This window comes from Methylocapsa sp. S129, assembly GCF_009765995.1.
Classification (GTDB): domain Bacteria; phylum Pseudomonadota; class Alphaproteobacteria; order Rhizobiales; family Beijerinckiaceae; genus Roseiarcus.
In genome coordinates this window covers 58,889-70,584 of sequence record NZ_LMUI01000020.1, presented here as the reverse complement: position 1 = coordinate 70,584, position 11,696 = coordinate 58,889, and the positions used below count along the sequence as shown (strand labels likewise).

Sequence of the window (11,696 nt, the reverse complement as noted above, 5' to 3'; positions counted from 1 at the left end):
AATGACGATCCGTTTAGGCGCCAATCCGATCGGCTGGTCCAACGACGACTTGCAGGAGATCGGCGGCGAAACGCCGCTCGCGACCTGCCTTACTGAAGCGCGCGAGGCGGGCTTCGAGGGCATGGAGCTTGGCAATAAATTTCCGCGCGAGCCCTTGGCGCTGAAAACAGCGCTGGCGCCTTATGGCCTTGCCTGCATCGGCGGCTGGCATTCGATCGAATTGCTCAAGCGCTCGGCGCGCGAGGAATTCGATCTCGCCAGGCCGCATCGCGATCTCCTCAAGGCGATGGGAACGGACGTGTTCATCGTCGCCGAGACATCCAACGCGATCCACGGCGATCGCGCCAAACCCCTGTCGCGGCGCCCGCATCTGCCGGCCGGCGGCTGGAAAGCCTATGGCGACAAGATCACGGAACTTGCCGAACTGCTGCTGGCCGCTGACGGGCTCAAGCTCTGCTATCACCACCACATGGGCACGATCGTTCAATCGGAAGCCGACATCCAGGCCTTCATGGCCAACACCAGCCCGCCCGCCTATCTGCTGCTCGACACCGGCCATGCGACCTGGGGCGGCGCCGACCCCGCCGCGCTGGCGAGGCGCTACAGGAGCCGCATCAGCCATGTTCATTGCAAGGACGTGCGCGAAGCGAAAATGGAAGAAGCGCGCGCCGGCGACTGGAGTTTTCTCGATTCGATTCTGGGTAAAGGCGATGAACTCGGCGTCTATACCGTGCCGGGCGACGGCATTGTCGATTATGTCGGCGTCTTCCGGGAATTGAGGGGTTATTCCGGTTGGGTCGTGCTTGAGGCCGAACAGGATCCGAAAAAGGCGCCGACGCTGGCCTATGCGAAGAAAGGCGTCGCGCATCTGAAGGCGGCATTCAAGGAGAGCGGGCTGATTTGATTGTCGCTGCGCTGTTCGTCGCGATAACAAAACCTCCAGGGAGAAGCGTTCCATGCCGCGCTCAAAGCTGCTCGTTCATCCGCGCAAATCCGCCAACGGCCTTGTACATCGCGTCACGCCCAAAAGCGCCGGCTGGACCTATGTCGGCTTCGAGGCGCGGGACATTCGGAAAGGCGCGCGCGTCGCGCTCAAAAATGGCGTGATGGAGGCCTGCATCGTCGTGTTGTCAGGCAAAGCGCGGATCAAAGCCAAGGGCTTCGATTCCGGCGCGATCGGCGGACGCGCCCATGTGTTCGAAGGAACGCCATGGTCCGTCTATCTGCCTGCGCATAGCGCTTACACGATCGAAGGCGCGACCGATTGCGAGGTCGCGATCTGCACGGCGCCGGCGACGGGTAAATTGCCGGCGCGCGTGATCGGCCCGGACGATGTCGAGACGCTGACGCGCGGCAAGGGCTCCAATACGCGCCATGTGCGCAATATCCTGTCGGAAACCGCGTCCGCCGAGAGCCTGCTCGTCGTCGAAGTGATCACGCCCGGCGGCAATTGGTCGAGCTATCCGCCCCACAAGCACGATCGCGACGCGCTGCCCGCCGAATCCTATCTCGAAGAGACCTATTATCACCGCCTGTCGCCGCCACAGGGCTTCGCCTTGCAGCGGGTCTATACCGACGATCGTTCGCTCGACGAGACGCTGGCGGTGGGCGACCGCGACGTCGTGCTAGTGCCGCGCGGCTATCATCCCGTCGGCGCGCCGCATGGCTATGACCTCTATTATCTCAACGTGATGGCCGGCCCGAAGCGGACCTGGCGCTTCCACAATGATCCCGACCATGCGTGGATGCTGGGATAAACAGACTCAGGCAATCACGGCCATGACGAACACAGTCATCCCGCGGCAGGCAATCCCGGCCTCCCCTCATGGCCCCGTGCTGCATGACTGCACAATGCGCGAATAGTGCTCGCGCTGCGCGTCATCGAGGCTATCGCGGGCGATGGCGCTCGACAGACCTTCTTCCTGCAATCCCTTCACCACGCAGGCGCAGGCCGGCGCACAGACTTCGGGTTCGCCGCCGCCTGCGACGCATTCGCGCTGACAGACCTTCGCAAATTCCGCCGCCTCCCAGCCGGCGCCGGCCCCCGTCAGGCTCGTAAAAGCCAATAGAATGGCGAACAAGATCGGTTGATGGGTCAGATAAATCGCCAAACTATGCCGCCCCGCCCAGGCGAGCGCGCGCCCCGGAACAGCCGCTGGGCGCCAGCGCGCCAGCGGCGAAGCGATCAGGCGCTGTATATTCAGCCGCGTCAGCGCCAACCCGAGAAAGACACCGCCCGACCACGGCATGAGCGGACGCCAATCCAGCGTTTGCGGCGGAATCGTCCCCAGACCCAGCCAGACAAGCGCGGGCGGATTGAAGGCCGGACTGGCGATCAGCAAAGGCGCGGCGAAGACAATGACGCTCAGGGCGAGAGCGATCCAGACCGGCAGGCGCAACAACGGCGCCGCCAGCAAGCTCGCCACGGCTATGCAATGGAGAATGCCGAAGAAAATCGCCTGCTGCGGCGCGAAGACATAACTCGCGCCGCTGACCAGCGCCGCGGCACCGCCGACGATCGCCAGCCGGCGCCAGAAGGCGGCGGGACGCATCTCGTTTCGATGCGCCAGCGCCAGCGATGCGCCCGCCAGCACGAGAAAGGCGCCCGCCACCGCATGGGAGAATAGCCGCATCGGCGGGGTCACTGGAAAATCCGGCGGCGCCAGATGGAAATGGGCGAAATCCCAGCTCAGATGATAGATCGCCATGCCGATGAGGGCGGCGCCGCGCCCCACATCGATGGCGACGATGCGCGGGCCGGATGCTATCTCGCCTTGCTCCATTTCGCCCCGCGCCGAATCTATGCCGAGCGTGATCTTAGCGGATTGGTCCTGCACCGCTATGACGCCATGCAAAGTTCGATCAGCCGCGCGCGGCGACACAAGGGACGCTAGAGTCCAGCGTTCAGATTCAGTGCGAATATCTCCTTCGCTGCTTTGACGCCGCGCAAGGGGTGGCGGCCGAGCGGTTCGAGACGGTCGCCGCCGTCCTCGACCGCGGCGGCCAATTCGGCCGAGACCAAAACCTTGCGATCGAGCGGCTCACACAAAGCCTCAATGCGCGCGACCTCGTTGACGGCGGGGCCGATGACGGTGAAATCGAGCCGGTCGGTCGCGCCAACATTGCCGTAGAGTACGTCCCCAAGATGGAGAGCCAGATCGACGGCGGCGACCGGTAAGCCCGCCGCCGCGCGCGCCTCATTGCGCACGACGAGCGCCTGCATCGCCTCGAGCGCGGCGTCGAGCGCGCGGCGGCAGGTTTCCGCGCGATCGCCATCTGCGAAGGAGAAGATCGCAAGCATGCCGTCGCCAAGGAATTTGAGCACCTGGCCGCCGCGTGGGCGCAGCGCGGCGGCCAGGATCTCGAAGACATCGTTGAGCAGGTCGATGATGACGGGACCTGGCGCGGAATCGCTGGTCGGGGTGAAGCCGCGGATGTCGGCATACCAAAGCACCGCGTGCAAGCTCTCGACCGAGCCGCGCTCGACTGCTCCGTTGTGGACGCGCCGCCCAGCGTCCTCGCCAAGGTAAGTTCCCAGCAGTCCCGAAGCGATGACGTGACCGGCGTCGCCCTTCATCGCCAGCGAAAGCGCCGGGAGCGTCGCCCGCAGCAACGTCGTATCGTCCTCGCTGAAACCGCCTTTCCGATCGGTCGTGAAGGAATAGACGATGCCTGAACCATGCGAGCGGTCGCCATTCTCGCCAAACTCGAAGAGATGGCCGAAATAATCTGTCCCGCCCGCGGCGAAGAATTCTTGGAGCACCGGGAAGTCGCGTTGCTCAGGGCCTTCCTCGAGGCGCCGGCGCATCTCGGGATTCAGTTCTCCGGCCTGCGCTCGTTCGATGAGCTGATGAAAAGGGCTGTTCAACCATATCGACTCTTCAAGCTCGCCGTGCGCATAGCGCTCGGGCTGAATGGCGTTGAGATCGCGCCGCCAGGTGTAACCGTAACCGTTCCATTGCGGATGCAGCGTTTCCATCGCCGCATGCGCCCGCCACAGCGGCACGCCATGGATGACGAGGCGCTGACAAAAGCCGTCGAACAGTTCGTAGGCTTTAGCGCCGCGCAGCCCTTCACGCACCGCCCAGATATGCGTCTCGATAATGCGCTGGCCGAGCGGGCCATCGAGCGTTTCAAGCGGGAGCGGAAGCGGCGGCTGAGGCGCGGCGGAATTCATGGAAAACCCTTCATCGTTGCCGCTCTCCCCTACCCATTCGTAGCACACTTGGCAGTCGACTCGCGCCAAAGCGCTCAGGAGCGCGCGGCGCATTATATGGATATGAGGCCGGAAGTTGAAAGCATCGCGGAATTTCGTATCCCGTGACGCTTCGAAGAGCAGATCGCCGACATGCTCCGGCAGCCCCCGTTCCTACGCCGACATATGTTCAAGCGCGCGATAGAGCGCATTGAAAGGGCTGAATGACTGGACGCCAGACGCCGGTTTCGCCGTCGATGTCCAACCGGGGGCTGGCGAAGCGGAAGCCGGTCGATCGCCCGAAGCAAGCGCGGAAGGACTCGTGCGGCTCAATCTGTAGAAGATCGCCACATGCAGGGACAGATAGCACGGCACGAGAAAGCAAGGGATGAGGATCCACGGAAGCGTCGTCATCAGCGAGGTATCGGGCGAGACCTTGAATATCTGGATGGGTCCGGGCGATGAGGTCGCGCCGAATCCGATGGCGGCGATCAAATCGACAAGGCCGATCACGTTCCACGCGAGCGTCAGCCCCCGCACTCGTGCGCCATATCGCGCAACGAGCCACGCCATCGGCAACGCGGTGAGCCCAACGAAAATGTCTCCCCAACCCGCCGACAGCGCGAAGGGTGCCGGCAGTCGATGGGCCGCGTAAAGCAGAATGAAGGAAACGCCGAGGATGCGCGCGGCGTTCACCGCAACAAGCACGGGCAGCGGAATGGCGAACAGCGCCGCGCGGATCGGCGGCGCCATGAAAAAGGCGAAGCAAATTGCCGCGACAGGCAGCGCCGTCGCGACGCCGAGACCGGGAGTTCCAACGTAATCCAACGCCAGCGTCGCGCCCAAAGCGACGACAATGACAAACCACACAGCCAGCAGGGCCGCGAGCAGGATTCGCCGCCACGCCGTTGTCGCCAAGGAGAACGAGAGCGCCGCGACGACCAATGCCGCGCTCGCTGTGAGCTCGATCGTAGAGAGAATTTCGGAAGGCATGGCGATCTCCGCTGGTTTGCTGACGTTAAGTGCATATACACATATTTGGCAAAAATTTATCCGCCGCTGGCGAGCCCCAGATCGAACGACGCAGTCACTTCTCTCACGCTGTCCTGCGCTTTCTTCCAAAGCGGGAAGGCTTTGCGCGCCGCCATCTCGCCTTTCGCGGTGACAGCGATCCGGCGGACGCGGCCATCTTTTTCTTCGCGCTGCTCAACAAGCCCATCGCGCAAGAGCGCTTTGAGGTTGCGCGTCAGGGTGGTTCTCTCAAGACCCAAAAAGGCGGCCAGGCGGGTCATCGGCATGGGGCCGCCTTGCGCCAGGGTCGCGAGGAGCGTGAATTGCGTGTTTCGCAATCCCGAGCCGCGCAGCGCTGCGTCATAATGCTGGGTGATCGCGCGGCTCGCCCGGCGCACCGCCGAACAGGCGCATTGCCGGCAAGCGCTAAAGTCGAAGGGAGCATCGATCATAAATAGTGTATATGCACATAAATCAGAATTGTCAACAGATCGTGAGCCAAGGCCGCCGCGAATGGCCTGAATAGCGCGGCTTCGGCAAAACGCGGCGGCCCTACACAGCGGCGCGACGCTTTCCCCGCGAAGACCCGCCTTCCCCGCCGTTGCGGACGTCGCCTGATTCCGATAGTTGAATGCGCGGGTTTCGCAAAAACGAAAGCATTGCCATGGCCGCCACAGACGCCGCGCCGACGCCCCGCGCCAGACCGCTGTCGCCGCATCTGAGCGTTTGGCGCCCGACCATGACCTACGTGATGTCTATCGTGCATCGCATCACGGGCGGCGCGCTTTATATCGGCGTGCTGCTTCTGGCCTGGTTCCTCCTCGCGACCTCGATGGACGCGACAGCTTTCGGCGTCGCTTCCGCCTGCCTCAATTCGATTCTCGGCCGCCTCGTCCTGCTCGGCTTCACCTGGGCTTTGTTTCACCACATGCTTGGCGGCATCCGGCATATTATCTGGGACGCCGGCTATGGCATGGACAAGCCGCAACGCGAATGGCTGGCGATGGGCACCCTCATCGGCGGGTTCGTCCTGACGATTATCGTCTGGGCGATCGGCCTTGCGGTCTATTAAGGAGCTCAGGTTCATGGCCGACGACCTCAATTCCATGCGCACGCCTCTTGGGCGCGTCCGCTTCCTTGGCTCCGCGCGCTCGGGCATGCGCGAAGACTGGTTGATGCGGGTGACCTCCGCGGCGCTGGTTCCGCTGACGATCGCCTTTGTCTGGCTCATCCTGTCGCTGCTCTCCAAGGACTATAATGGCGCACGGGCGGAACTCGGCCACCCCTTTCCCGCGATCCTGATGATGCTGTTCGTGCTGGCCGGCATCTATCATATGCAGATCGGCATGCGCTCGATCATCGCCGACTATATCCATGGCCGCGCGCGGGAATGGGCCCTGATGGCCAATCTGGTTTTTGCCGCCGCGCTGGCGCTGGCCTGCATCTATGCGGTGCTGCGCATCGGCTTCGTCTGAAGCTTCAAGTCCTAGAATTCGCCAACACAAGGTTGCATTGATCCATGGCCACGAATGGCGCGAACGGGCGAAAAGCCTATCCGATCACGGACCATAGTTTCGATGTGGTCGTCGTCGGCGCGGGCGGGGCGGGCTTGCGCGCAAGCGTCGGCTGCGCGCAGGCTGGCCTGCGCACCGCCTGCATTTCAAAGGTCTTTCCGACGCGCTCGCATACGGTGGCGGCCCAGGGCGGCATTTCCGCTTCGCTCGGCAATATGGGCCCCGACGATTGGCGCTGGCATATGTACGACACGGTCAAAGGCTCCGATTGGCTCGGCGACCAGGACGCGATCGAATATCTCTGCCGCCAGGCGCCCGCCGCCGTCTATGAACTCGACCATTGGGGCGTGCCCTTCTCGCGCACCGAGGAAGGCAAGATCTACCAGCGCCCGTTCGGCGGCATGACCACCGATTACGGCAAAGGCATCGCCCAGCGCACCTGCGCCGCCGCCGACCGCACCGGCCACGCGATCCTGCACACGCTCTACGGCCAGGCGCTGAAGGCGAAAACGGAATTCTTCATCGAATATTTCGCGATCGACCTGATCCGAGACAGCGACGGCCGCGTGCGCGGCCTCGTCTGCCTGAAAATGGACGACGGCACGATCCATCGCTTCCGCGCGCATCTGACGATTCTGGCGACCGGCGGCTATGGCCGCGCTTATTTCTCCGCCACGTCAGCGCACACCTGCACGGGCGACGGCAACGCCATGGCGCTTCGCGCGGGCCTGCCGCTGCAGGATATGGAATTCGTGCAATTCCATCCGACCGGCATCTATGGCGCCGGCTGCCTGATCACCGAGGGGTCGCGCGGCGAGGGCGGTTATCTCACCAATTCGGAAGGCGAGCGCTTCATGGAGCGCTATGCGCCCTCGGCCAAGGATCTCGCGTCGCGCGACGTCGTCAGCCGGTCGATGACGATGGAAATCCGCGAGGGCCGCGGCGTCGGCAAACTCAAGGACCACATCTTCCTGCATCTCGACCATCTCGATCCGAAAATTCTGCACGAACGCCTGCCCGGCATTTCGGAGAGCGCGCGGATTTTCGCCGGCGTCGACGTCACGAAAGAGCCGATCCCGGTGCTGCCGACCGTCCATTACAATATGGGCGGCATCCCGACCAATTATCACGGCGAGGTTCTCACCAAAGTCGGCGGCGATCCCGATGCGATCGTGCCCGGCCTGATGGCGCTTGGCGAAGCCGCCTGCGTCTCGGTGCATGGCGCCAACCGGCTTGGCTCCAATTCTCTGATCGATCTTGTCGTGTTCGGCCGCGCGGCCGCGATGCGCGCCGGCGAATTGATCACGCCGGGCGAAAAGCATGCCGAACTGGCGAAGGATTCCGCTGATTTCGCTTTGGCGCGCCTTGATCGCTTCCGCAACGCCAATGGCGGCACGCCGACGGCCGAGTTGCGGCTCAAGATGCAGCGCACGATGCAGAACAATTGCGCGGTGTTCCGCACCGGCGAAGTGCTCGGCGAGGGATCGACGCTGATCCACGACGTCTGGCGCGCCGGCGCCGACGTCCATGTCACCGATCGCTCGCTGATATGGAACTCCGATCTGATCGAGACGATGGAATATGACAATCTGATCGCCCAGGCCGTCGTCACCATGGACAGCGCCGTCAACCGGCTCGAAAGCCGCGGCGCCCATGCGCGCGAGGATTACCCCAACCGCGACGACAAGGAATGGATGAAGCACACGCTCGCCTGGATCGACCCGGAGAAGCAGAGCGTGACGATCGATTACCGGCCGGTGCATACGTATACGATGAGCAACGACATTGCTTATATCGAGCCGAAGGCGCGGGTGTATTAGAAGCCCATTTCCCACTCCCCCTTGTGCAAGGCTGTCCGAAAACCGAAATCCGCAAAGGGCGTGGGAAGTTTTCCCTATCTCCGGAGCCCCTGGTCGTCATGGCCGGGCTTGTCCCGGCCATCCACGCCGCGACGTCGTACCAAACTTTCAGAACGAAGCAGCAAGTGCGTGGCGTGAATGGCCGGGACAAGCCCGGCCATGACGGGGAAAAATCCTCCGATCGCCAAAACGCGAATTGCTGCAGCGATAATGGGTGCTGTCCTAAGTTGGCCCTGAGTGTCCGAATTTGAGGGAAGGAGTGTCCTAAATTGTTTAAGGCGCTCCGAACTGCTTCAAGATAACTTATGGGCCCACAGCCGCGCGTGCGCGTCATCCATTATCTCGGCTTTATTTTCCCCCATGGGGCGCACTTCCACTTGATAGTGCTTGGCTCCCATTTCCACTACATAAGCCTTAGCCCCGTCATCGGTAGTAAAGTTCATCGGCTCTTCAGCTTGTGCTTTCTCGTTTCCGGGGTATCCGTGGATCGGCCATGCAATCACGCTCCACCTGATCATTGCTCACCGTTGCCGTCGTCGAAATCGGCCTCCTCCTGCAAAAGACGGAGCTTCGACCGAAGGCCACCCGACGCGCGTCGTTCCGCTCGACGCAAGAAGAGGTCGAGTTGATCTTTCAGGTCCTCGTAGCTTTCTCGGGAAAGATCGCTGGGGAACGATAGAGTGACGGGCCCTTCGTCCAAATTGAAAATCTCTTGCAGCATACCCCCCTTTGCCTTCGGGTAATGAACTGACGTGGGACTCTCATCAAGCAGGGAACGCGAAACGGATGCGCTGGAAGACACGGCGGGGCGCTCGGCTTTGATGATCACAGCTTCAATATAATCACTGGCCGAAGCCGTTTCCGATTTCATGTCTTGAATGGTAGCAGATTCCGAGATTTTTGCAAAGGACATTGTGGCCGCAAACTCTCGGATCAGATCAGGGACCGCCTCATCCTTTAGCCCTCGATCGATCAGAAGAAAGGCCTTAAGAGCTTCGTCCGAAGGCGGCATACCGCTATATTTTTCGAGGATTTCGCGATGAAGAGCCGGCTTCATTGCCGCTTCCCGAATTAATCCGTCGCGATCGGGCGAGATGTCTCGCGGGTCGCGAATTATGCGCATTGCGGCATCGGTAAGTTTGACTTTGCGAACGTCGCTCCCCGCGATGTCCTCCAATAGCCCGAATGCCTTCAACGCCGCTGCGGTCTGCGAACCGCCGCTGCTTTTCTCGGCATAGCCCCATGCACCGACCGCAGTTGCGAATGGCACCTCATGGCCGTTCGCAATTTTATACAATTCACGCGCACGTTCGATTGCCCGCGCCAGCGGGATAAACGGAAATCGTTGCCCCGCCTCGGGACGACGCTTAATCAAAACGGCCGGCATAGTCGCCTCCTGAGTTTGCGCATAAGATATGGCACGTCTTGCCAGCGCCGTCAAATTTCAGGAGAGATGGAAGAATGGGGCTTGACGTTATGTCTTGAATGGCTATGATTGCAACCGTGAAAGGAGCGACGCTAATGCTCAGGAGGGAAAGAGCCCCGGCGCGGCAGGCCGACGCGGGCGGGGCGAGGATAAAGGAAGGGCCGCTGCCCCGATCCGGTTCAAGGAAAGGCAACGGCCCTGCAATTGGCTTCGATTAATTTCCCCGGTCGTCTAACGGTAGGACGCCCGCCCTTACAAGTGAGGCAACCTAGGTCCGAATCCTAGCCGGGGAGCCAAGCATTCGAGTTAGTGGGGTCGAAACGTTCCAGCGCCTCGAACCCAGATCAGACGCCCACGGAATTGGCTCCTTGAGCATTGACCGTTCCAATAATATAACATGGGCATCAACGTCTTTCCAGAGTCGCGCTCGCGAGCCGGTCCAGACCTTATAGATTGGCGGAGCCCGGCGTCACGCTCTCACGCCTCCTCACCCCTTCAGCTTCGCGATCTCCGCCCGGGCGGCGCCCACGAGCTCCTCGTTCGTATGCGCATGGCCCCATAGCCCCCAACCGCCCGGGGCGGCTTCGGAGAGCAGAACCCAGGTTCTCTGTTTGAGACTCGGATCTCCCGCGGCCTTCGCGACAAGGTCGGTCAGTTGCTGGACCATTGCGATCTGCTTGTCGCGATCCAGCGCGCCTGCGTTGGTCAGAACCTGAACGCGCACATAATTACTGTCGCCGTCGACATTGGCGATCGCCCGTCGCGGCAGCTCATGGACGAAGGCGGCGGTGTTCTTGCGGAACATCGGGATATCCGGAACCTTTTCGATGGATTTGACCGTCGCCGCCGCGTCGATCGCAAGTTGATGGCTATCGGCGAATGTCCCGGCGGACGCATAAATGTCTATCATGGGCATGGTTGTGATCCCGGCTGAACTATGACGATCGTCATATCGATAACTATGATGGTCGTCATAGTCAAGGAGAGAACCAAGTGGACGACGTCAAAACGCGCATGGTTCAGAAGGCCGCTCTGTCGCTCGCCGCGAAGGGGCTGCAGCGCAGCTCGTTCAGCGAGGTGCTGAAGGCGTCCGGGGCGCCGAGAGGGTCGCTGTACCACCACTTTCCCGGCGGCAAGGAAGAGCTCGTGCTCGACGCCCTCGACCTGGCGGCGGACTGGGCGATGAAAGCCCTGGGCGATATGGCGGGGCGACCGGCGATTGAAGTCGCACAAGGGTTCATTGATCTGTGGCGGCGCATCCTCGCAGGCTCGCATTTTGGTTCGGGCTGCGCGATCGCCGCCGTCACTATCGCCGCGGAGGCGCCCGAACTGCTGAACCGCGCCGCGACGATCTTCCGGAACTGGGTTTCGCATATCGGCGCGCTGCTCGCCGAAGGCGGCGTTCCCGAGGAGCGGGCGCCGGCGCTCGCGACGCTGTTGATTTCAGCATGCGAAGGCGCGGTCATTCTTTCACGCGCCGAACAGTCGTTTGGCCCGCTCGACCGCGTCGCCGCCGAATTGATGGCCGCCATCGCGGCGGCGCAACAGGAGAAATCCGAGGGATGAGCGTCAAGCCCGCTGGCCGCTGAGCGTAAAGTCAGGCAAGCGCGCGCGTGGCGCCGGATTGCTCCCAATTGCCGCATCGGGAATCTATTGACCTTGACCCTCCGCAGGGTCCAGAAATCCCCGGT

At 62.2% G+C, this 11,696-nt stretch carries 13 protein-coding genes and 1 tRNA gene; 7 read left to right on the top strand and 7 right to left on the bottom strand.

Annotated elements, in window-relative coordinates; all coding sequences use genetic code 11:
- The first annotated feature begins 1 nt into the window (after position 1).
- The gene (iolE, locus tag GSQ90_RS13055; protein WP_158815274.1) at positions 2-904 is read left to right on the top strand and encodes a myo-inosose-2 dehydratase; all 903 of its coding nucleotides are present in this window, start codon (positions 2-4) and stop codon (positions 902-904) included.
- Between the two features lie 52 nt (positions 905-956).
- The gene (gene iolB, locus GSQ90_RS13050) at positions 957-1,757 is read left to right on the top strand and encodes a 5-deoxy-glucuronate isomerase (RefSeq protein WP_158815273.1); all 801 of its coding nucleotides are present in this window, start codon (positions 957-959) and stop codon (positions 1,755-1,757) included.
- 66 nt (positions 1,758-1,823) lie between these two features.
- On the opposite strand, the gene GSQ90_RS13045 is transcribed toward iolB, so the two are convergent.
- The 4 genes from GSQ90_RS13045 to GSQ90_RS13030 all read right to left on the bottom strand — a co-directional run bounded on the left by GSQ90_RS13045 (position 1,824) and on the right by GSQ90_RS13030 (position 5,658).
- Positions 1,824-2,837, bottom strand: a complete 1,014-nt coding sequence (locus GSQ90_RS13045) for a DUF1624 domain-containing protein (RefSeq protein ID WP_158815272.1) — start codon at positions 2,835-2,837, stop codon at positions 1,824-1,826.
- 53 nt (positions 2,838-2,890) lie between these two features.
- Positions 2,891-4,177: an adenylate/guanylate cyclase domain-containing protein gene (locus tag GSQ90_RS13040; protein ID WP_158815271.1), complete on the bottom strand. Its 1,287-nt coding sequence runs from the start codon at positions 4,175-4,177 to the stop codon at positions 2,891-2,893.
- Between the two features lie 192 nt (positions 4,178-4,369).
- Positions 4,370-5,188 (bottom strand): hypothetical protein, encoded by an 819-nt coding sequence (locus GSQ90_RS13035; RefSeq protein ID WP_210254890.1) that lies wholly within the window; start codon positions 5,186-5,188, stop codon positions 4,370-4,372.
- 56 nt (positions 5,189-5,244) lie between these two features.
- Entirely contained in the window at positions 5,245-5,658 is a 414-nt protein-coding gene (locus tag GSQ90_RS13030) for a MarR family winged helix-turn-helix transcriptional regulator (protein WP_158815270.1), read from the bottom strand.
- 212 nt (positions 5,659-5,870) lie between these two features.
- On the opposite strand from GSQ90_RS13030, the gene sdhC reads away from it, so the two are divergent.
- Genes sdhC through sdhA form a run of 3 tightly spaced genes read left to right on the top strand, consistent with a single transcriptional unit; the run spans position 5,871 to position 8,540 of the window.
- Complete coding sequence (gene sdhC / locus GSQ90_RS13025) at positions 5,871-6,278, top strand: succinate dehydrogenase, cytochrome b556 subunit (protein WP_158815269.1); 408 nt, start codon at positions 5,871-5,873, stop codon at positions 6,276-6,278.
- A 13-nt stretch (positions 6,279-6,291) separates the two neighbouring features.
- Positions 6,292-6,681: a succinate dehydrogenase, hydrophobic membrane anchor protein gene (sdhD, locus tag GSQ90_RS13020; RefSeq protein ID WP_158815268.1), complete on the top strand. Its 390-nt coding sequence runs from the start codon at positions 6,292-6,294 to the stop codon at positions 6,679-6,681.
- A 44-nt stretch (positions 6,682-6,725) separates the two neighbouring features.
- Positions 6,726-8,540, top strand: coding sequence for a succinate dehydrogenase flavoprotein subunit (gene sdhA / locus GSQ90_RS13015; RefSeq protein WP_158815267.1), 1,815 nt, complete (start codon positions 6,726-6,728; stop codon positions 8,538-8,540).
- Between the two features lie 332 nt (positions 8,541-8,872).
- On the opposite strand, the gene GSQ90_RS13010 is transcribed toward sdhA, so the two are convergent.
- Together GSQ90_RS13010 and GSQ90_RS13005 are read right to left on the bottom strand one after the other, a co-directional pair.
- A complete protein-coding gene (locus tag GSQ90_RS13010; RefSeq protein WP_158815266.1) occupies positions 8,873-9,097 on the bottom strand; it encodes a hypothetical protein in 225 nt (74 codons plus the stop codon).
- On the bottom strand, positions 9,094-9,966 hold the full coding sequence (locus tag GSQ90_RS13005; RefSeq protein ID WP_158815265.1) for a hypothetical protein: 873 nt from the start codon (positions 9,964-9,966) through the stop codon (positions 9,094-9,096). The genes GSQ90_RS13010 and GSQ90_RS13005 overlap by 4 nt, the downstream gene beginning before the upstream one ends.
- Before the next feature lie 259 nt (positions 9,967-10,225).
- Between GSQ90_RS13005 and GSQ90_RS13000 the strand changes: the two genes are divergently transcribed.
- Positions 10,226-10,301, top strand: a tRNA-Val gene (locus GSQ90_RS13000).
- A gap of 191 nt (positions 10,302-10,492) precedes the next feature.
- Here the strand turns inward: GSQ90_RS13000 and GSQ90_RS12995 are convergent.
- A complete protein-coding gene (locus GSQ90_RS12995) occupies positions 10,493-10,921 on the bottom strand; it encodes a tautomerase family protein (RefSeq protein ID WP_158815264.1) in 429 nt (142 codons plus the stop codon).
- 77 nt (positions 10,922-10,998) lie between these two features.
- Between GSQ90_RS12995 and GSQ90_RS12990 the strand changes: the two genes are divergently transcribed.
- Positions 10,999-11,571 carry a TetR/AcrR family transcriptional regulator gene (locus tag GSQ90_RS12990; RefSeq protein ID WP_210254889.1) on the top strand — a complete coding sequence of 191 codons (573 nt, stop codon included), beginning with the start codon at positions 10,999-11,001 and terminating at the stop codon, positions 11,569-11,571.
- The last annotated feature ends 125 nt before the right edge of the window (positions 11,572-11,696 follow it).

Bases quoted from the DNA above. Each gene is read 5' to 3' on its own strand.
- GSQ90_RS13030 (WP_158815270.1), bottom strand. From the start codon at position 5,658: ATGATCGATGCTCCCTTCGACTTTAGCGCTTGCCGGCAATGCGCCTGT.
- iolE (WP_158815274.1), top strand. From the start codon at position 2: ATGACGATCCGTTTAGGCGCCAATCCGATCGGCTGGTCCAACGACGAC.
- GSQ90_RS13005 (WP_158815265.1), bottom strand. From the start codon at position 9,966: ATGCCGGCCGTTTTGATTAAGCGTCGTCCCGAGGCGGGGCAACGATTT.
- GSQ90_RS13040 (WP_158815271.1), bottom strand. From the start codon at position 4,177: ATGAATTCCGCCGCGCCTCAGCCGCCGCTTCCGCTCCCGCTTGAAACG.
- sdhA (WP_158815267.1), top strand. From the start codon at position 6,726: ATGGCCACGAATGGCGCGAACGGGCGAAAAGCCTATCCGATCACGGAC.
- GSQ90_RS13010 (WP_158815266.1), bottom strand. From the start codon at position 9,097: ATGATCAGGTGGAGCGTGATTGCATGGCCGATCCACGGATACCCCGGA.
- iolB (WP_158815273.1), top strand. From the start codon at position 957: ATGCCGCGCTCAAAGCTGCTCGTTCATCCGCGCAAATCCGCCAACGGC.
- GSQ90_RS13035 (WP_210254890.1), bottom strand. From the start codon at position 5,188: ATGCCTTCCGAAATTCTCTCTACGATCGAGCTCACAGCGAGCGCGGCA.
- GSQ90_RS12995 (WP_158815264.1), bottom strand. From the start codon at position 10,921: ATGCCCATGATAGACATTTATGCGTCCGCCGGGACATTCGCCGATAGC.
- sdhD (WP_158815268.1), top strand. From the start codon at position 6,292: ATGGCCGACGACCTCAATTCCATGCGCACGCCTCTTGGGCGCGTCCGC.
- sdhC (WP_158815269.1), top strand. From the start codon at position 5,871: ATGGCCGCCACAGACGCCGCGCCGACGCCCCGCGCCAGACCGCTGTCG.